Annotated in this window: 19 protein-coding genes; 9 read left to right on the top strand and 10 right to left on the bottom strand. The window is 66.7% G+C overall.

Annotation, left to right across the window (positions count from 1 at the left end):
* Nucleotides 1-105: 105 nt before the first annotated feature.
* The 3 genes from QK287_RS09650 to QK287_RS09640 are packed head-to-tail and all read right to left on the bottom strand — an operon-like array spanning nucleotide 106 to nucleotide 2,266.
* On the bottom strand, nucleotides 106-789 hold the full coding sequence (locus QK287_RS09650) for an energy-coupling factor transporter transmembrane protein EcfT (protein ID WP_226774905.1): 684 nt from the start codon (nucleotides 787-789) through the stop codon (nucleotides 106-108).
* Nucleotides 786-1,577 (bottom strand): ABC transporter ATP-binding protein, encoded by a 792-nt coding sequence (locus QK287_RS09645; RefSeq protein ID WP_226774906.1) that lies wholly within the window; start codon nucleotides 1,575-1,577, stop codon nucleotides 786-788. Before QK287_RS09645 ends, QK287_RS09650 begins: the two co-directional genes overlap by 4 nt.
* The gene (locus tag QK287_RS09640; RefSeq protein WP_226774907.1) at nucleotides 1,574-2,266 is read right to left on the bottom strand and encodes a biotin transporter BioY; all 693 of its coding nucleotides are present in this window, start codon (nucleotides 2,264-2,266) and stop codon (nucleotides 1,574-1,576) included. The genes QK287_RS09645 and QK287_RS09640 overlap by 4 nt, the downstream gene beginning before the upstream one ends.
* Before the next feature lie 286 nt (nucleotides 2,267-2,552).
* Here QK287_RS09640 and QK287_RS09635 point away from each other — a divergent pair, with 286 nt between their 5' ends.
* Nucleotides 2,553-4,151, top strand: coding sequence for an ABC-F family ATP-binding cassette domain-containing protein (locus tag QK287_RS09635; RefSeq protein WP_226774908.1), 1,599 nt, complete (start codon nucleotides 2,553-2,555; stop codon nucleotides 4,149-4,151).
* Nucleotides 4,152-4,164: 13 nt separating this feature from the next.
* Here QK287_RS09635 and QK287_RS09630 read toward each other — a convergent pair whose 3' ends face one another.
* Genes QK287_RS09630 through QK287_RS09615 form a run of 4 tightly spaced genes read right to left on the bottom strand, consistent with a single transcriptional unit; the run spans nucleotide 4,165 to nucleotide 6,284 of the window.
* A complete protein-coding gene (locus tag QK287_RS09630) occupies nucleotides 4,165-4,641 on the bottom strand; it encodes a YbaK/EbsC family protein (RefSeq protein WP_226774909.1) in 477 nt (158 codons plus the stop codon).
* Nucleotides 4,642-4,644: 3 nt separating this feature from the next.
* A complete protein-coding gene (locus tag QK287_RS09625; protein ID WP_226774910.1) occupies nucleotides 4,645-5,514 on the bottom strand; it encodes an SURF1 family protein in 870 nt (289 codons plus the stop codon).
* A complete protein-coding gene (locus tag QK287_RS09620) occupies nucleotides 5,515-5,763 on the bottom strand; it encodes a hypothetical protein (RefSeq protein WP_253032785.1) in 249 nt (82 codons plus the stop codon).
* A complete protein-coding gene (locus QK287_RS09615) occupies nucleotides 5,760-6,284 on the bottom strand; it encodes a DUF3099 domain-containing protein (protein ID WP_226774912.1) in 525 nt (174 codons plus the stop codon). The genes QK287_RS09620 and QK287_RS09615 overlap by 4 nt, the downstream gene beginning before the upstream one ends.
* Nucleotides 6,285-6,435: 151 nt before the next feature.
* Here QK287_RS09615 and fabG point away from each other — a divergent pair, with 151 nt between their 5' ends.
* A complete protein-coding gene (gene fabG, locus QK287_RS09610) occupies nucleotides 6,436-7,161 on the top strand; it encodes a 3-oxoacyl-ACP reductase FabG (protein ID WP_226774913.1) in 726 nt (241 codons plus the stop codon).
* 281 nt (nucleotides 7,162-7,442) lie between these two features.
* Nucleotides 7,443-8,195: an SDR family oxidoreductase gene (locus QK287_RS09605; protein ID WP_226774914.1), complete on the top strand. Its 753-nt coding sequence runs from the start codon at nucleotides 7,443-7,445 to the stop codon at nucleotides 8,193-8,195.
* Nucleotides 8,196-8,267: 72 nt separating this feature from the next.
* Here the strand turns inward: QK287_RS09605 and serB are convergent, their stop codons facing one another.
* Nucleotides 8,268-9,164, bottom strand: coding sequence for a phosphoserine phosphatase SerB (gene serB, locus QK287_RS09600; protein ID WP_282359938.1), 897 nt, complete (start codon nucleotides 9,162-9,164; stop codon nucleotides 8,268-8,270).
* A gap of 133 nt (nucleotides 9,165-9,297) precedes the next feature.
* Here serB and QK287_RS09595 point away from each other — a divergent pair, with 133 nt between their 5' ends.
* The 5 genes from QK287_RS09595 (at nucleotide 9,298) to QK287_RS09575 (ending at nucleotide 13,364) form a co-directional block, all read left to right on the top strand.
* Nucleotides 9,298-10,083 carry an ABC transporter ATP-binding protein gene (locus QK287_RS09595; protein WP_282359937.1) on the top strand — a complete coding sequence of 262 codons (786 nt, stop codon included), beginning with the start codon at nucleotides 9,298-9,300 and terminating at the stop codon, nucleotides 10,081-10,083.
* An 18-nt stretch (nucleotides 10,084-10,101) separates the two neighbouring features.
* Nucleotides 10,102-10,887 (top strand): sulfite exporter TauE/SafE family protein, encoded by a 786-nt coding sequence (locus tag QK287_RS09590; protein WP_226774917.1) that lies wholly within the window; start codon nucleotides 10,102-10,104, stop codon nucleotides 10,885-10,887.
* A 40-nt stretch (nucleotides 10,888-10,927) separates the two neighbouring features.
* Nucleotides 10,928-11,737 carry an RNA methyltransferase gene (locus QK287_RS09585; protein WP_282359936.1) on the top strand — a complete coding sequence of 270 codons (810 nt, stop codon included), beginning with the start codon at nucleotides 10,928-10,930 and terminating at the stop codon, nucleotides 11,735-11,737.
* Between the two features lie 136 nt (nucleotides 11,738-11,873).
* Nucleotides 11,874-12,131: a type B 50S ribosomal protein L31 gene (locus QK287_RS09580; protein WP_024365679.1), complete on the top strand. Its 258-nt coding sequence runs from the start codon at nucleotides 11,874-11,876 to the stop codon at nucleotides 12,129-12,131.
* Between the two features lie 123 nt (nucleotides 12,132-12,254).
* Nucleotides 12,255-13,364, top strand: coding sequence for a biotin/lipoate A/B protein ligase family protein (locus tag QK287_RS09575; RefSeq protein ID WP_282359935.1), 1,110 nt, complete (start codon nucleotides 12,255-12,257; stop codon nucleotides 13,362-13,364).
* A gap of 68 nt (nucleotides 13,365-13,432) precedes the next feature.
* Here the strand turns inward: QK287_RS09575 and pepN are convergent, their stop codons facing one another.
* Both pepN and QK287_RS09565 read right to left on the bottom strand, forming a co-directional pair.
* Nucleotides 13,433-16,036 (bottom strand): aminopeptidase N, encoded by a 2,604-nt coding sequence (pepN, locus tag QK287_RS09570; RefSeq protein ID WP_282359934.1) that lies wholly within the window; start codon nucleotides 16,034-16,036, stop codon nucleotides 13,433-13,435.
* 4 nt (nucleotides 16,037-16,040) lie between these two features.
* The gene (locus QK287_RS09565) at nucleotides 16,041-17,072 is read right to left on the bottom strand and encodes a putative sulfate exporter family transporter (RefSeq protein ID WP_282359933.1); all 1,032 of its coding nucleotides are present in this window, start codon (nucleotides 17,070-17,072) and stop codon (nucleotides 16,041-16,043) included.
* A 163-nt stretch (nucleotides 17,073-17,235) separates the two neighbouring features.
* Between QK287_RS09565 and QK287_RS09560 the strand changes: the two genes are divergently transcribed.
* Nucleotides 17,236-18,792, top strand: a complete 1,557-nt coding sequence (locus tag QK287_RS09560) for a circularly permuted type 2 ATP-grasp protein (RefSeq protein ID WP_253032779.1) — start codon at nucleotides 17,236-17,238, stop codon at nucleotides 18,790-18,792.
* Nucleotides 18,793-18,826 lie beyond the last annotated feature (34 nt).

Genomic DNA, 18,826 nt, shown 5'->3' with positions numbered 1-18,826 from the left:
CCGTCGGCGCATGGACATGCCCAACCCCGGGCTCACCCGGTGGACATAACAGGTCTGGGTCCAGTGGCACGGGCCAGGGGAGGACATGTCCAGCGGCGGGTGCGGCTAGGGGAGGACATGTCCAGCGGCGGGTGGGGCTGGCTCGCCATGCCCCTCGGTCCCGGTCCCGGTCTCGGCTTCGCCCAGGCCGCGAGCAGCGAGCGCCTCTCCGGTTTGCCGGGCAAAGGCGACTGTGGTGATAAAGACCGGGAGGATCAGGGCACGGGGGTTGCGTTCGAGCCCGCGGGCTCGGGCGGCATCGCGGACGTCGCCATAGGCGCCGGCGATGAACGGGATGCTGCGGAGCATAATGGCGATGGTCAATGCGAAGCGCTCGGGATCCGCACCGAGGCGCCGGAAGGGCCGCGCCAGCGAAGCAACCCCGTCGAGCAGCCGCTGCACCGGGGTGGTGGCGGTGAGGATCGACGCCGCCACAATACAGACCAGCACGTTCAAGACAATCCGTGCCGCGGTAGGACCGCCCAGCTGCCACCACTGGAACACCCCGATCACCAGCAGCACCGGAAGCACCGGCCGGACCGCCTGCATCAGCCGCGACAGGCCTGCGCCGCCCAGCAGGAACACCACGGACAGCACTGCCAGAGCTGCTGCCGAAGCGGCCCAGTCCACAATCAGGAACGACGCAAGGCCGCAGCCGACAACCAGCAGGAACTTCAGCCACAGCGGTGCGCGGTGCAGCAGGGTATCTCCGGGCACATAGTTGGCGAGCAGGAACGCGTGGTTGCTCATAGCTGTTCCGCCTGCGGATGCCCCCGCCTCGGCCGGACCGGACCGGGGGCCGGAGCTTGAGTGGGTCGTGGCCAGGAGCCGAAGGGCCCGCCGGCGCAGAGCCCGCGGTAGTGCTCGACGGCGGCGGCAGGGCCGCCGTCGAACACCACCGTGCCGGCGTCGACCACAAGGACCCGGTCAAGGTCCAGCGCCAGCTCCAGATCGTGGGTGGAGAGGATGACCTGCTGGCTGAGCCCGGCCAGGGTGCGCCGCAGCAGTTCCCGGTTGCGCAGGTCCAGCAGGGTCGACGGCTCGTCCAGGACCAGCACGGCCGGATCCACGGCCAGGACCGCCGCAAGAGCCAACAATTGGCGTTCCCCGCCGGACAGCTCGTAGATGCTCTGGTCCGCCAGGGGCAACAGCCCAAAGCGCTCCAGCACCGCTTCGGCCTTGCTTCGCCGGTCCCGGGCATTGCGGACCGAACGCCGGAGGGAAAGTTCCACATCCTCTCGGCCGGTCGGCATGACGAGTTGGGACAGCGGATCCGTAAAGACAAAACCAACGCGCCGGCGTACTTCCCGGACTGCGCGGACGGTGTCCTGCCCGTCTACAGTGACAGTCCCGCTGCTTGGTTGCACGAGCCCGTTCAACAGCCGCAACAGGGTGGACTTGCCGGAGCCGTTGGCACCAATCACTCCGATCCGCTGCTCCGTGAATCGCAGGGTGAGCCCCTTCAGCAGGGTCTTCGGCTCGGCCCGGCCGTCGATGTCCACCCGCACCGCGGCCCGGTCCAGCACGATGGTGCTCATGGCCGCTGGGCCGCCTTGGCGTTGGAACTGCTGCCGGCCGCGGGGCCGGCCGGCAGAACGGTTTGGACCCGGCGGAGCAGCAGGTCCGGGAAGGCCTTGTGCAGGGTCAGCGCAATTGTCACGGCCAGCACGTTTTTGATCACATCTCCCGGGTAGAAGACCAGGTCACCGAGGAACGCTTTTTCGAAGTCAAGCTTTGCATTAACCATCACACCCAGGATGCCGAGGCCGTGGACGAAGATGATGCTGCTCACCATCGCAGCAGCAAAGAGAAGCGCCGGGCGGCCCCTGCCGGTACGGCCCGCGGTCCGCCGGAGCACCATTGCGCTGAGCCAGCCCACCGCCGTCGCGGCAAACACGAAGCCGATGATGTAACCCGCCGAAGGACCGGCCAGGACCCCGAGCCCGCTGCGTCCGCCGCTGAAGATCGGCAGCCCGGCGAGACCAAGGAGCACATAGAGCCCGACGGCGGCAAACGCCCTGCCGGGGCCGAGCGCGAGACCGGTCAGCATCACGGCGAGCGTCTGCACCGTGATGGGAACACCCAGCCCGGCCACCGGAACGGCGGCAATCAAGGCTGAGCCGGCCACCAGCGCAGCGAAAACCGCGATCAGTGCCAGGTCGGTGGCGTTCCAGCGGTTCCGTTGCCGGGCGCGGGTGGCGGCGTCGCTGCCAGTGGTCTCTGTCATGGGATTTCCTATCGCAAGTGACACGGGGACTGCTCCTGGATTTGACTCTACGGCCGCAGCGGCAAGGGTTTTTTGTAGATGCCCTACTAACCAGCGGACCGCCGGCTGGAGGCCCCCGCCAACAGCTGGCCACCGGAGATTCGGGCCGCCGGCGGCGTCCTTGTCAACAGCCGTAGGCTGGGCCGGTAGACTTGAAGCGGCCGTTCTCTCGGCCACACTGCCCCGGCCCCCACCAGATTCCACCGTTGTGCCGCGGCGTTCCCCGTTGTGAAAGGCCTTAGCTGCATTGATTACCGTCCAGGATCTCGAACTGCGCGCCGGCGCCCGCCTCCTTATGGACCAGGTGAGTTTCCGGATCGACAAAGGAGACAAGATCGGCCTTGTTGGTCGTAACGGTGCAGGCAAGACCACTCTGACCCGGGTACTTGCAGGCGAGGGCCAGCCGGCCGGCGGCAAGGTCACCCGCAGCGGCGAGATCGGCTACCTGCCGCAGGACCCCCGGACCCCGGACATGGAGCAGCTGGCCCGCGACCGGATCCTGTCCGCCCGCGGACTGGACATCGCAGTCGGCAAACTCCGGCAGACCCACGAGGACATGGCCAGCGAAGACGCTGAGGTCCAGCGCAAGGCCATGAACCGCTACGACCGGCTTGAATCGGAGTTCCTGGCCGCCGGCGGTTACGCGGCCGAAGCTGAGGCCGCGGCGATCTGCTCCAACCTCGCACTGCCGGACCGGCTGCTGAACCAGCCGCTCAAAACCCTCTCCGGCGGTCAGCGCCGCCGCGTCGAACTCGCCCGCATCCTCTACTCCGACGCCGAGACGATGCTCCTCGATGAACCCACCAACCACCTGGATGCGGACTCGATCGCCTGGCTCCGCGAGTTCCTCAAGAACCACCAGGGTGGTCTGATAGTTATCAGTCACGACACCGAGCTGCTTGAGGCCACCGTCAACAAGGTGTTCCTGCTCGATCCCAACCGCGCCCAAATCGACTTCTACAACATGGACTGGAAGCGTTACCTCACCCAGCGCGAGACGGACGAGCGTGCGCGCAAGCGGGAGCGCGCCAATGCCGAGAAGAAGGCCCAGGTCCTCTTCGACCAGGCCAACAAGATGCGCGCCAAGGCCACCAAAGCTGTGGCCGCGCAGAACATGGCCAAGCGTGCCGAGCGTCTGCTCGGCGGCCTGGAAGCCGTGCGTGCCACCGACCGCGTTGCGGCGCTGCGCTTCCCGGATCCGTCGCCTTGCGGCAAAACCCCGCTCACCGCCGACGGCCTCAGCAAGTCCTTTGGCTCGCTGGAAATCTTCACCGACGTCGACCTGGCCATCGACCGCGGTTCCAAGGTGGTCATTCTGGGCCTCAACGGCGCCGGGAAGACGACCCTGCTGCGGATGCTCGCGGGCGTCGACAAGCCGGATACCGGCGAAGTCGTGGCAGGCCACGGTCTGAAAGTTGGTTACTACGCGCAGGAGCACGAGACGCTCGACGTCGACCGCACGGTCCTGCAGAACATGCGTTCCTCAGCCCCGGACATGAACGACGCCGAAGTGCGCAACATCCTGGGTTCGTTCCTGTTCTCCGGTGACGACGTCGACAAACCCGCCGGTGTGCTCTCCGGCGGTGAGAAGACCCGGCTGGCCCTCGCCACCATCGTGGCCTCCAGCGCGAACGTACTGCTCCTCGATGAGCCCACGAACAACCTCGACCCGGCAAGCCGCGCAGAAATCCTCGGGGCCTTGAGCAACTACACCGGCGCTGTTGTGCTTGTCAGCCACGATGAAGGCGCCGTGGCGGCGCTGAACCCGGAGCGGGTTGTGCTGCTGCCCGACGGCATCGAGGACCACTGGAACGAAGACTACCTGGACCTGATTACCCTGGCGTAGGGCGGGCCGCACGTTACCGTACGGCCAGCACTGTGGCTTCGGTGATCCGCTGCAGCTCAACGTAGCTGATGGAGAACATCGAGTTGTGGTCTCCGGCACCGGCCCAAAGAACGGGGTGGGCCGCCAGCGACTGATCGAGCAGCGTCCTGATTTTTTTCGGATGCCCGACCGGTGCGACGCCGCCTACTTCCTGGCCCGTATGTTCGAGCACAAAGCCGGGCGAGGCCCGGCGGATCCTGCCGGCGCCAAGTTCCGCGCTGACCTTTGGGAGATCAACTTTCGCCGCCCCGCTGGCCAGGATCAGCAGCGGCACCCCTTCGAGGTCGAAGACCAGGCTGTTGGCGATGGCGGCGACGTCGCAGCCCAGGGCGGCGGCCGCGGCGGCCGCCGTCGGGACAATCGAGTCGAAAACCGTAACGGTGTCCGCGGCACCGAGCGCGTGCAATGCGTGCTGCACCCTGGCCACGGGCCCCGGCAGCGGGCCGTCCACGCCTCAGAACCCCTGGGCGTCCAGGAGGGCGTCTTCCTCTTCCTCCGCGGTGGCTTGCTTCCGTTTGCGGGGGACCGGACGACGGCGCACGGCAGTGCCGCTGGAATGGGTCGGCCCGCCGTCGGTTTGGGCGTCCTCGGCGTCAATGGCCGCGTTTCGTGCCTGCTGCCTGGCCGCGTACCCGAAGCCGATGAACATCAGCACGCCAAACGCGAACCACTGCAGCGAGTAGGAGAGGTGGGTTCCCTCGTCCGTGGAGGGCTTGGGGAAGGGGAAGGGCATATCCGCCGCGGCCGGGCTCTCTGACGCAAGCTGCCCGTAAGCGCCGCTGAGCAGGGGATACCCCAGCTGGGCGGAATAGGCGGCGAGGTCAATCGAGGCCAGCTGGCCGTCCGGGGCGCCGCGCTGGAGAGCGGGCTCGGCCGGCTTCAGGCGGGCGACGACTGTCACTGTGCCTTGCGGGGGGGCAGGAACCGCGTCGGGGCGTCCCGGGGTGTTGTTGCCGATCGGCAACCAGCCCCGGTCGATCACCACCGTCTCACCGGTGTCCACCCGGAACGGGACAACAACTTCGTAGCCCGGCTGGCCGTTGAGCGGGCGGTTGCGGACCACGCGCTGGCCACCGACGTCGTAGCTGCCCTTCAGTTCCACCTGTGTCCACTCGCGTTCGGGCGCCAGCGCGCTGAACTGGCCCTTGACCTCAGCGAAAGGAACGGGCGCGGCGGAATAGTTCGACGTGACGCGGTTGATGCCGGCCAGGGTCTCCGCCCGGCGATCCATCTGCCAGCGGCCCAAGCCGACGCAGGCCGCGGCAAATATGGCGGCCAGCAACAGGTACCCCAGCCATTTGCTGGAGAACAGAAAACGGTACATTCAGCTTGCCCTGCCTGCCGGGTTCAGTGCCACTGTGTCCTTCCAGAGCCCGCGGGCCTGCAGGTACTCCTCGAACCAGGGCCGGTGTTCTCCGCAGGCCAGCCAGATCTTGCGCCGGTCCGGGGTGTGGATTTTGGGGTTGTTCCAGCGGAGCTGCCATTCAGCGCCGCGCCGGCAGCCCTTCCGGGAGCAGACAGCTTCGGCCGGACCGGCCTCACCGCTGTTTCCGGTCAGGTCAAAGAGGTTCATGATGCGGCCCTTCCGTGTTTCCCGTCGCCGCCGGCGTTTCGCTCTGGAACCTCCGCGGACGCCTGCGTGAGGTCATCATCATCAACGATTTCGCCTTGCAGCAGCGTCATCGACGGGTCCTCCGGCGCCGGGGCAACCGGGCCGCCGGGACCGGTAGGGGCAGCCGGGCCGGCCGCCTCGCCCGGACCGGCGGGCGCTTCAAGCTGAGCCAGTGGCGCATAGTCCAGCAGCGAATCGGAGTGGATCTCGGCCGCATCGCTGCCGTTGGCCACTATAACGGCAAACCAGGGCAGGAACACGGCGCCGACGATCGGGAGGATCTTGAGCCAGCCGTCCACCACAAAAATCAGGACCAGGCACACCATGCGGATACCCATGGCGACGGCGTACTTGATCATCCGCTGGCGCATCTCTTCAGAGTGTGCGGCGGCGGCGTCAGTAATGCTGTGAACCTCGGAGTCACCGGACGGTAGTTCCGGATTCCCGTCCGCAGGTCCACGGGGTCGGTTTTTGAGTGTCAAGGCTGTCAGATCACGCTCCCAGGGCTCAGTTCAATTCTCTCACCAACGACGGGGCCGCCCAAACGCGGGCCCGCCGGGCGCTAAGATCGAAGGCAGGAAAAATCCCGCCCACCAGCGCGGCGCCGGCCGCCGCAGAATTCCGGAGCCCACCATGCCTGAAACAGCCAGCACCGGCCGCAGTGTCCTGATCACCGGCGGAAACCGCGGAATTGGCCTCGCCATCGCCGAAGCGTTCCTCGCCAACGGGGATAAAGTGGCAGTCACCTACCGCAGCGAAGCGGATCTCCCGGCCGGCATTCTTGGCGTTAAGGCCGACGTTACGGACGAAGCATCCGTGGACGCCGCGTTCGCGGACGTGGAGGCGGCCCACGGTGCGGTCGAGGTGCTGGTCGCCAACGCCGGTATCACCAAAGACACCCTCCTGATGCGCATGAGCGAGGACGACTTCACCTCTGTCATCGACACCAACCTTACGGGCGCTTTCCGCGTGATCAAGCGGGCCTCCAAGGGTATGATCCGGGCCCGCAAGGGCCGCGTGGTCCTGATCTCGTCCGTCTCGGGCCTCTTCGGCGCACCGGGCCAGATCAACTATTCGGCCTCCAAGGCCGGCCTCGTCGGCATCGCCCGCTCACTGACGCGCGAGCTGGGCGCCCGCGGTATCACTGCCAACGTTGTGGCACCTGGCTTCATCAACACCGACATGACGGCGGAACTGCCCGAGGCAACGCGGAAGGACTACCTGTCCAAGGTTCCCGCTGCGCGCTTTGCCGAGGCCTCCGAGGTGGCCAACGTGGTCCGCTGGATCGCCAGTGACGAGGCCGCCTACATCTCAGGTGCCGTCATCCCGGTCGACGGCGGCCTCGGCATGGGCCACTAAGCCGGATCCGGACGCGCCGTGGACCCGGCGGGAGCCGCGGCGCCCCCGGCGGTGGTGGCACCGGCCGGGTGGTTCCCGGACGGCACCATTGCGGCGGTGCAGACCGAAGTTCCGGGGAGTGATCCGCGCAGGAGCGGAACCCGTGCCGGCGTCCTCGGCCCTGGTCGGCACTAGCCTGCCGCAGCTTCTTTGTTGACCCCAAACAACTGAAATCACCCGCAGCGCTGGCATGATGGTCTGCAGACCCACCGTTTTTGGACGTTTGGAACAAAGGAGCTCGAATGGGACTGCTGGATAACAAGACCGCAATCGTGACCGGTTCGTCGCGGGGCATTGGCGCTGAGGTAGCCAAGTTCCTCGCCGCCGAAGGCGCCGCCGTCGTGGTGAACTACCGCCAGAAGGCGCCCCGCGCCAACAAGGTGGTTGCGGAAATCGAGGCGGCCGGCGGCCGCGCTGCCGCCGTCGGAGCGGACCTCACCACCCAGGAAGGCGTCCAGGCTCTCGCCAGTGCCGCGATGGAGAACTTCGGTTCCCTCGACATCCTGGTCCTCAACGCCTCAGGCGGGATGGAATCCGGCATGGAGGAGGACTACGCGCTCAAGCTCAACCGGGACGCCCAGGTGAATATGCTTAATGCCGCAGTGCCGTTGCTGCCCGAGGGTGCCCGCGTGGTCTTTGTCACGAGCCACCAGGCGCATTTCATCAACACGGTGCCCACCATGGAGAACTATGAGCCGGTGGCACGCAGCAAGCGCGCCGGTGAAGACGCACTCCGCGAACTCATTCCAAACCTTGCCGAAAAGGGCATCTCCCTTGTCGTCGTTTCCGGCGACATGATCGAGGGAACCGTCACGGCGACTTTGCTGGACCGCTCCAACCCGGGCGCCATCGAAGCCCGCCGCGCCGAGGCCGGACGGTTGTACTCCGTGAAGGAGTTCGCGGCAGAGGTCGCCAAGATGGCCACTGCCGACGTCGAAAGCGGGCACACCGAATACGTCGGCGGGGCCGACTACTTCGACAAGAGCAGCAACTGATGACTGGCTGCTTATGCGGTTAACGGCAAAGGCCGGGGCACCTGCCCCGGCCTTTGCCGCCGCTGCCGCGGTTCAAACGCCGGCGATAAACCGAACAGCGTCGAGATAGGGCAGGTTCACTGCGGCGTCCGCCACCGCCCGGACTGCAGGTTTGGCGTTGAACGCCACCCCGATCCCGGCCGCTTCGAGCATGTCCAGGTCGTTGGCGCCGTCGCCCACAGCAATTGTGTGCTCCATCGGGATGCCTTCTATGGCGGCCCATTCACGCAGGTATTTCTCCTTCGCCGCCCGGTCGATGACCGCACCGAGGACTTTCCCGGTCAGCGCACCATCGGCGATTTCCAGTTCGTTGGCGATCCAGTAATCAAGGCCAAGGCCCTCCGCGATCGGTTCCAGGATCTGGTTAAAGCCGCCGGAGACCACCGCCACCACATGGCCGGCGGCCCGGAAAGCTGCCACGAGCTCGGCCGCGCCGGGACTCAGCGCGACCTCGGCGCGGACATCGTCGACGACGTCGGCTGGCAGCCCGGCAAGCACCGCCACCCGTGCGTGCAGGCTCTGGGCAAAATCCAGTTCTCCTCGCATGGCGGCCTCGGTCACCGCTGCCACTTCTTCGCGCTTGCCGGCGTGCGCCGCGAGCAGTTCAATCACTTCCTGCTGAATGAGGGTGGAGTCCACGTCCAGGATGAGGAATTTCCGCTGCGCATTGCGGAGCGTGGCCGGCACGATCGCCGTGTCGATTCCGGCCGCGCCGTTTGCTGCAACTGCCCGGCGGAGGTCAGCGAGCGCCGCCCCGGACTGGCTCCCGGCAAAGCTCAGGTCCGCCATGTGAACATCAAAACGGCCGTCGCCGGTGCGGGTCTCCGCGTCCAGCGTCAGTCCCGCTGCCGCGAGCAGCGAACGGATCCGCTGCACCTCGGGAAGACTCAGTTTCGGGGCATAGCTCACGGCTGTCACTAACAGGTTCATGGCAGTAATCCTAGCGATCCGGCGGATACGGCTCCGAATTCGTTGCGTCCCGGTGACGCCTCGGCTGGCGGACAACACGGCCCCGGGGTACCGGTTATCAGTCGCCCGGTTTTTTGTCCTAGTGTCTACTCCTATGAGTGATGTTCTTGAAATGGCCGCCGTCAGCGTTGTACGTGGGGCAAAGACCCTCCTGGACAAGGTCGACTGGCAGGTCAAGGAAGGCGAACGTTGGGTGATCCTGGGTCCCAACGGTGCCGGCAAGACCACTCTGCTCCAACTGGCCGCCGCGCGGATACACCCCACGTCCGGGATGGCCGGCATCCTGGAGGAAATTCTTGGCGCCGTCGACGTTTTTGAGCTCAGGCCCCGGATCGGGCTGTCCTCAGCGGCACTGGCCAACCAGATCCCAGGACACGAGAAGGTCCTCAACGTCGTTGTCACGGCAGCCTACGGCGTCACCGGAAGGTGGCGGGAGGGCTATGAGAAAGACGACGAACGCCGCGCTTTCGCCCTCCTGAACGAGTGGGGCATGGGCCCGCTGCTCAACCGGAGCTTCGCTTCCCTCTCCGAGGGGGAGCGCAAGCGGGTCCAGATCGCCCGGGCCCTGATGACCGATCCCGAGCTGCTGCTCCTCGATGAACCCGCCGCCGGGCTCGACCTGGCCGGCCGGGAGGACCTGGTCTACCGGCTAAGCAGCCTTGCCCGCGACGAGGCTGCGCCGGCCATGGTGCTGGTCACGCATCACCTGGAGGAAGTCCCGCCGGGCTTCACCCACGCCATGCTGCTCCGCGACGGCGCCGTGGTGGCCAAGGGCCCGATTGAAGGCGTCCTCACGGCCGCGAACCTGAGTAAAACGTTCGGGCTGCAGCTGGACCTCAGCGTCGTGGCAGGCCGGTACACGGCCACCGCACGCCGCTGAACCGGCGGCTGAGCGCGCGTGGATTTCTTCAATAGCGTCTTCATTTTTTTCGCCGGACTCTGGGCCGGCACCATCAACAGTGTGGTCGGTTCCGGCACCCTGGTGACGTTCCCGGTGCTGATCGCGCTCGGCTACGCGCCCGTGACGGCGTCCATCAGCAATGCGATGGGCCTGGTCGCCGGGAACGCCGCCGGAGCCTGGGGCTACCGCAAGGAATTGTCGGGGCGAGGCAAACAGCTGCTTCGGCTGTTGCCCGCCTCGCTGCTGGGCGGCATCACGGGGGCGTACCTGCTGCTGCATCTGCCGGAAAAGGTCTTCCATTACGCCGCGCCGGCCCTGATTGTGCTGGCTCTGCTGATGGTGGTGTTCCAGCCGCGGCTGCAGCAGTGGGTCAGGGTCCGGGAGCAGAACCCCGAACACGCCATCCGGGACCGCAGCCACGGTGTAATCCTCGTGGGCCTGGTCTACCTCGCCGGTGTCTACGGAGGCTACTTTGTTGCCGCCCAGGGCATCCTGCTGGTCGGGATTCTGGGCATCTTTATGACCGGCACCATCCAGAACGCCAATGCGATGAAAAATATCCTGGTCCTGGGCGTGAACGTCGTGGCAGCGGCCTCCTATTTGCTATTTGCCTTCGGCCGGATCGAATGGGCCGTCGTCGGTTTGATTGCGGTCAGTTCACTGATCGGCGGTTTCGTCGGGTCCAAAGTCGGTCGACGGCTGTCCCCGGTGGTGCTGCGCGGCGTCATCTTCGTTTTGGGCCTGGTGGCCCTCGGTTTTATGATCGCCAACCTCTTCAAGTAGCCCGATGACCGTTGATAGCTTCCGCTGAAATGACCCGCCAGTGACTTTCCACCGCCTCGACTCCGCCGATGACCCCCGGGTCTCGGACTACACCCAGCTCACGGACGTGCACCTGCGCAAGCTCCGCGAACCCGCAGAGGGTATGTATATCGCGGAGTCTTCCCGGGTACTGCGCCGGGCCCTCGCCGCGGGGCACCGGCCCCGTTCCTTCTTCCTGGCCGACAAATGGCGTGCAGACCTCGCGGACATTTTTGAGCAGTACCCGGACGTTCCCGCCTACATCGGTTCCGCGGCCCTGCTGGAGGACATCACCGGTTTCCACCTGCACCGCGGCGCGATGGCTGCCATGCAGCGCCCCGAACCTGTGCCGCTGCCCGAGCTCCTCGCCGGGGCACACCGGGTCGCCGTGCTGGAGGACATTGTGGACCACACAAACGTGGGCGCGATTTTCCGTTCAGCGGCGGCCCTGGGGGTCGACGCCGTCCTGATCTCGCCGCGCTGCGGGGACCCGCTGTACCGCCGCAGCGTCAGGGTCAGCATGGGGGCGGTGTTCCAGGTGCCGTGGGCCCGGCTGGAGGACTGGCCGGGGGACCTGCGGGTACTCCGCAGCCATGGCTTTACCGTGGCAGCCATGGAGCTCACGGACGACGCCGTGGACCTGGACGATCTGGCTGCGCGGCAGCCGCAGAAACTCGCCCTGGTCCTCGGTACCGAGGGCGCCGGGATGAGCGCGTCCACTCTCGCCGCCGTCGATCTCGCCGTCAAAATCCCGATGCGCGCCGGCGTTGACTCGCTCAACGTCGCTGCTGCCTCCGCCGTAGCCTTCTGGGAGCTTCGTCCGCGCGGTTGAACAGCATCACCTGCCAGGCGGCGAAGGCGCCGGCTTTCCGCTATGATTGATAGCTGGCCGTCCGGTGCATTCCGCTGGCCATCCCATTCATACCTGGCAACTGGCAAAATCCAGTTGTGCGAACAAAGGTCCAATTATGAAGTCTGATACTCACCCGAAGTACGAAGCTGTTGTTTTCAACGACCTGGCTTCCGGCGTCAAGTTCCTGACCAAGTCCACCGTGTCTTCCAAAAAGACCATCGAGTGGGAAGACGGAAACACCTACCCGGTTATCGACGTCGAAATCTCCTCCGAGTCCCACCCGTTCTACACGGGCAAGCAGCGCATTATGGACTCTGCAGGCCGCGTCGAGCGCTTCAACGCTCGCTTCAAGGGCTTCGGCGGCAAGAAGTAACTTCTTCTCCCCAAGGTCTTTTGGAAAAGCCCGCACCGGTGACGGTGCGGGCTTTTTGCGTCCCGGGCAGTGCGGCGCTGCAGCGTGGTTGCGGTGCGGTCACCGCGTGGCAGGATTAAGGACATGACGTCCCCCTCCCCATCCCCGGCCCCCCGTTCCACCTCCCCTGACGACGACGGCCGCCGGCACGGGGAGTACAAGGTCCCCGGCGGCAAACTGGTGGTGGCCGATTTCGACGTCGTTGACGGCATGCTCGCGAACGTCTCACTCAGCGGGGACTTCTTCCTGGAACCCGATGAGGCGCTGCTGGAGATCAACCGGGCACTCACCGGCCTCGCCGCGGACACCAGTGCTGCGGACCTCGCGGCCGCGGTGGCGGCGGCCCTGCCGCCGGACGCCGTCCTGTTCGGTTTTTCCGCCAACGCGATAGCGGTCACGGTCCGGCGCGCCCTCGCTAAGGCCACCGGCTGGGGGGACCACCATTGGAACATCATCGCCCCGTCCGTGCTGCCCACCCGGATCAACGTTGCCTTGGACGAGGTGTTGACGGAAGAAGTTGGCGCGGGGCGCCGCAACCCCACCCTGCGCTTCTGGGACTGGGAAGAACCGTCAGTCGTGATCGGTAGTTTCCAGTCGTTCCGCAACGAACTGGATCCCGCCGGCGTCGAACGCCACGGCATCAGTGTGGTCCGCCGGATCAGTGGAGGGGGAGCGATGTTTATGGAGGCAGGCAACTGCATCACGTACTCCCTGTACCTGCCGCAGAGCCTGGTGGACGGCATCAGCTTTGCCGATTCCTACGGTTTCCTCGACGCCTGGGTGATGTCAGCCCTTGAGAAGGTCGGGATCAGCGCCTTCTACGTGCCGCTCAACGACATCGCCACCGAGCAAGGCAAGATTGGCGGTGCGGCGCAGAAGCGGCTCGCGAACGGCGGCATGCTGCACCACGTGACCATGAGCTACGACATCGATGCGGACAAGATGGTCGACGTCCTGCGGATCGGCAAGGAGAAGCTTTCCGACAAGGGCAGCCGGAGCGCAAAAAAGCGGGTCGACCCGCTCCGGCGGCAGACCGGGCTGAGCCGCGCCGAAATCGTCGCGGCCATGATCGATGTCTTCGCCGAACGCTACGCCGCGACTCCCTCGGAAATCACCCACGCCGAGCTCGCGGCCGCGCACCAGCGGGTTGAGGACAAGTTCGGCACCGCGGAGTGGCTGCACCGGGTGCCCTGAGCCCAGCTGCGCCCGGCGGTCCCGGGTCAGCCGCGGTCCCGGCCCGTACGGGCCTCCGCGGTACTGGCCTATACGGTGCGGGCCTGTGCGGTCAACGACCGGTGCAGGTGGCTGCGCTGTTCGATGATGATCCGCCGCAGCGCCCGCGGTGCATCCGGGTGGCCGGCAAGCCACTGGTCCGTCCGGACAATAACGGCGTTCGTATCTGCAGTGCCGGCGTCCAGATCCTGACCTGCCGGGTAGAGCCCGCGGACAATCCGGCTGGCTATTTCGATGCTGCGCCCGGCCCAGACGTCCTCCAGTGCGTCGAAATACCGGTCCGCGAACGGCTCCAGCAGCGGCGCCGGTGCCGTGGTGAAACCGGTGATCGTTGCGCTCAGCAACTGGTTGGACAGCGAGTTGCCATGCACCGCCTCGCGCCAGGCTGCCTCTTTCACAGCCGCCTCGGGGCGGGCTGCGAGGGCGGTGGCGTGCCCGGCCCTCCCGGCGGCGGTGTTGTCCCGGGCCAGCTCCGCGTCGAGCCGGGCGGGTGTGGCCTCGCCGTTGGCGGCCAGTGCGTGCCAGAAGTTCCAGCGGAGCTCCGCATCCACGGACAGGCCTTCAACGACGGTGCTGCCGTCCAGGATGCCGCGCAGCAGGTCAAGCAGGCCGCTGCTGTGGCGGCTGGTTGTGGCGACCGTGCGGGCCCACGCCAGCTGCTGGTCGGATCCCGGCGCGGCCCGCAGCAGTTCGTCCGCAGCGAGCGTCAGGAAGCCGTGGCGGACGGCGTCCCGCCCGGCCGCGGGGACGTAACGTTCGATCGCGGTGGCGGCGTTGCCCAGGACGGTCAGGAGCACGCCGATCCCGGACTCCGCGGGCCCGAAGCGCTTGACGGCGTCCACGTAGAGGGACGCCGGAGTGACCGCGTCTCGGGCCGAGTCCCACAGTGCCGTCCAGCACAGGGCACGGGCCATCGGGTCGCTGAGCGCGCCGAGGGAGGACCGCACGGTGGCTTCCGAGCGGGGGTCCAGGCGGACCTTGGCGTAGCTAAGGTCCTCGTCGTTGACCAGCAGCAGGGCCGGCCGTAGCTTGCCGGTGAGGGACGTCACCTCGGTGTGTGCCCCGTCGACGTCAATCTCGACGCTGTCGGTCCTGACCAGGGCACCGTCTTCGTCCGCGTTGTAAAGGCCGATCTTCAGCCGGTGTGGGCGCGGCTCCTGCCGGCCCGTGGCCGGGTCTTCGGCATCCTGGCGAAGCGTCACAGTACCGATGACGCCGTCGCGCTCCTCGATCTCACTGCGGAGGGTGGAAATGCCGGAGGTTTGCAGCCACTGACGGGCCCAGCCCGCCAGGTCCCGGCCGGAGGCGGCGCCCAGCGCGGCGAGCAGCTCGGCCAGGGTCGTATTCCCGTAGGCGTGATCCTTGAAATACTGGCGCGAGCCGGCCACAAAGGCCTCGAAGCCCACGTAGGCGACGAGCTGTTTGAGTACCGAGGCGCCCTTGGCGTAGGTGATCCCGTCAAAGTTCTGCTTGGCGGCCTCGAGGTCGGGGATGTCCGCGACGATCGGGTGCGTGGTCGGCAGCTGGTCCTGCATGTAGGCCCAGGCCTTGCGGTTGTTGGCGAAGTTCACCCAGGCCGTGGCCCAGTCCGTGGTCCGGTCCACGCCAAGGGTTCCCATGTAGTCGGCAAAGGACTCTTTGAGCCACAAATCGTTCCACCACTGCATAGTGACGAGGTCCCCGAACCACATGTGGGCCATTTCGTGCAGCAGCGTGTTGGCGCGGGCCTGGTACTGCGAATCGGCGGCCCGGGAGGTGAAGACGTAGCCTTCCGTAAAGGTCACCAGCCCCGGGTTCTCCATGGCGCCAAGGTTGTATTCGGGCACAAACGCCTGGTCGTATTTCCCCCACGGGTACGGGAAGTCGAAGAGCCGGTTGAAGAAATCCAGGCCGTTCCTCGTGAGCGCGAACAGCACCTCCGGGTCGAAGGACGGTGCCATCGACGCCCGGCAGTAGAGGGCGAGCGGGACAACCAGGCTGCTCCCGTCGGCCAGGGTACCCTTCCAGGAATCCTCGGCTTTGAAATATGGGCCGGCCAGCACCGTCGTGATGTACGTGGACATCGCTTTGGTCGGGGCGAAGTCCCAGCGGCTCACGTCCGGCTCGCCCGCCACGGGCGTCCGCCGGGTCTCGATGCCGTTGGAGGACACCTGCCAACGCGACGGCGCCAGAACGTGAAAGGTGAATTCGGCCTTGAGGTCGGGCTGTTCGAAGTTGGCGAACACGCGGCGGGCGTCGGCCGGCTCGTACTGGGTGTACAGGTAACATTCGTCATCGGCCGGATCGAAGAAACGGTGCATACCCTCCCCGGAGGTGCTGTACAGCGCGGTCCCGGTGACGGCGACCTGGTTCTCCGACTGCAGGTTCTCCAGCCGGATCCGGGACCCGTCCACAACGTCGGCAACGGCGAGCCGGTTGCCGTTCAGGGAAATGCTCTGCACCTCGCCGATGAAGTCAAGGAACGTTGAGCGGCCCGGTTCACGGGCGGAGAAGGTGATGACGCTGCGGCTTGTGTAACCGTCGACGTCCGCATCAGCGGCCGCCCGGACATCCAGGGTGACATCGTAGCTGTGGGTGGCAATCAGGGCGGATCGGTCGGCGGCTTCATCGCGGCGCAGGTTCTGGTTCGACACCCCGCTATCTAATCATGAGGAACGCGGCGCCAAGTCCCAGCGCCGCGATCAGCAGCCAGGACGCGAGGGCGGCCAGCAGCGCCCGTGCACCGGTGTGCAGCAGCTGACCCACCCGCACCGCAGAGCCGAGGCCGAACAGCGCCATCCCCAGGACCACGTCCTGGAGCACCGCGGCGCCCTCGAGGATGCCGGGGGCCAGCCAGCCCGTGCTGCGCAGGGCTGCGAGGGCCACAAAACCGAGCACAAACAGCGGTACGATCGGCGGCCGCTTGAGTCCGTCCCCGGCGTCGGCGCGGCTGCGGTGGTGCAGCCCCGCGGCGGCGACGATGGGTGCCAGCAGGATCACCCTGGTGAGTTTTACGACGACGGCGATGGCCAGTGCGCCCGCTCCGGCGGTCTGCGCCGTGGCCACCACCTGTCCCACGTCATGCACGGAGGCTCCGGTCCAGGCCCCAAAGACCTCAGGGCTCAGTCCCAACGGCCGAATCAGCAGCGGCAGCACACCGATGGCCAGGGTGCCGCACAGGGTTACGAGGGCCACCGGCAACACGGTGTCCGGCTGCCGGATCCGGCGCACCGCGGCCATCGCCCCGATGGCCGAGGCGCCGCAGATGGCAAAACCGGTCGCAATCAGCAGGGAGACCTGGGGTGGCAGGCGAAAGAGCCTGCTGATGACATACGTCCCGGCGAAGGCGGCCAGCACAACGCCGGTGATGAGCAGCAGTGCGGCCCAACCAAGACCGAGTACATCCACCAGGCTGACTTTCAGGCCCAGGATCACGATTCCGGCGCGCATCAGGTGTTTGCCGGCGAAGTCCAGCCCCGGCCGCCCGGGCCCGGCGGACCAGGCGCCCAGGCCGGGGATATTTGCGGCCAGGAGCCCGAACACAACTGCCAGCGTCATGGCCGGGAGCGCCGGCACTTGGGTGTGGACCGCGAGGGCCAGGGCGACGGCGGCCGCGGCGGCCAGCAGCCCCGGCAGCAGCCTGCTCAGGCGACCGGCAGCCGGGAGCGATGGATGAGGGAAGTGAGGCACCTATCCACTGTCCCGCAAGTGCCCGAAAAAAGCCGTCACCGCCACGTCGGCAGCACCGAGGGCAGCCCGCAGCCCGAGCCCGAACTGCTCCCCGCGCCCGGACGCGCCGCGCTCAGCGGGCGCGGAAATGATTTCGCAACAAAAAGGTGGTTGTCTAGTGTCCATGTCTGACCTATTCCTGGATTACTCGGTGGCCGCCGAACGCACCGGCGCCTACGACGAGATGTTTACCCCCGGGCAACAGCCCCGGCAGTCGTACGGGCAGGTTGCCGGCGCCCTGCGGGAACTTTCGCTGGCCGATGTCACTGCCCGGGCAGATTCCATGGCGCGGACCTTCCTGGACCGCGGCGTTACGTTCGACTTTGCGGGGGAGGAACGGCCCTTTCCGCTGGACATCGTGCCGCGGGTGATCCCGGCCGATGAGTGGACCGTGCTGGAGAAGGGTGTGGCGCAGCGCGTCCGGGCCCTCGAAGCGTTCCTCAACGACGTCTACGACAAGATGACGGTAGTGGCCGACGGCGTCATCCCGCGCCAGCTCGTCACAACCAGCGCACACTTCCACCGCCAGGTGCACGGCTTTGAACCGGCCGGCGGTGTCCGTGTCCATGTCTCCGGCATCGACGTGGTCCGCGACGCCGCAGGAACTTTCCGGGTCCTGGAGGACAACGTCCGCGTCCCCTCGGGGGTCAGCTACGTCCTGGAGAACCGCCGCGCCATGGCCAAAGGCCTGCCGGAGGCCTTTGGCCAGCAGCTCATCCGGCCGGTCGAGGAGTACCCGCGGCGGCTGCTCTCCGCCCTGCGCAAGACGGCACCGTCCGGCGTCGATGACCCGACAGTCGTCGTCTTGACCCCCGGCGTCTTTAACAGTGCCTACTTCGAACACACCCTGCTCGCCGGCCTGATGGGCGTCGAACTCGTCGAGGGCCGGGACCTGATCTGCCGCGGCAACCGCGTCTACATGCGCACTACCGCCGGCGAGCAGCGCGTGGACGTGATCTACAAGCGCATCGATGACGAGTTCCTGGACCCGCTGCAGTTCCGCGCCGACTCGATGCTCGGCTGTCCGGGCCTGGTCAACGCCGCACGGGCCGGCGGCGTGACAATTGCCAACGCCGTGGGTAACGGCGTCGCCGACGACAAGCTGGTCTACAGCTACGTCCCGGACCTGATCCGCTATTACCTCAGCGAAGAACCCGTGATCGCCAATGTGGACACCTTCCGGCTGGAGGAGAAAGCGGCCCGCGAAGAGGTCCTTGACCGGCTGGCCGAACTCGTAGTCAAGCCCGTGGACGGCTCCGGCGGCAAGGGACTGGTGATCGGTCCGGATGCTTCCCGGGAGGAACTTGAGGCCCTGCGCAAACGCGTTATCGCGGACCCCAGGGGATGGATCGCGCAGCCGGTCCTGCAGTTGTCCACCGTTCCCACGCTCAGCGGCGACAAGTTCGGCCCGCGGCACGTGGACCTGCGTCCCTTCGCCGTCAACGACGGCGACGACGTCTGGGTGCTGCCCGGCGGCCTGACCCGGGTGGCACTGAAGGAGGGCTCCCTGATTGTGAACTCCAGCCAGGGCGGCGGTTCCAAGGACACCTGGGTGCTGGCGGATTCCCCCGAAGTGCCGGTGGAGACCCTCCCGCGTCCGGCCATCGAGGTCCGCGAGCGGGTCTCGGTCTGGCCTGTAGAGAGCAACTGGCGCGACAGCCAGAAGGAGCAGCAGCAATGACCAGAGGCACCATGTCGATCGCTTTTCCGCTGAC

The sequence above is a fragment of the Arthrobacter sp. AL05 genome (genome assembly GCF_029960715.1).
Lineage (GTDB): Bacteria > Actinomycetota > Actinomycetes > Actinomycetales > Micrococcaceae > Arthrobacter.
This window is presented reverse-complemented; position numbering and strand designations above follow the sequence as displayed.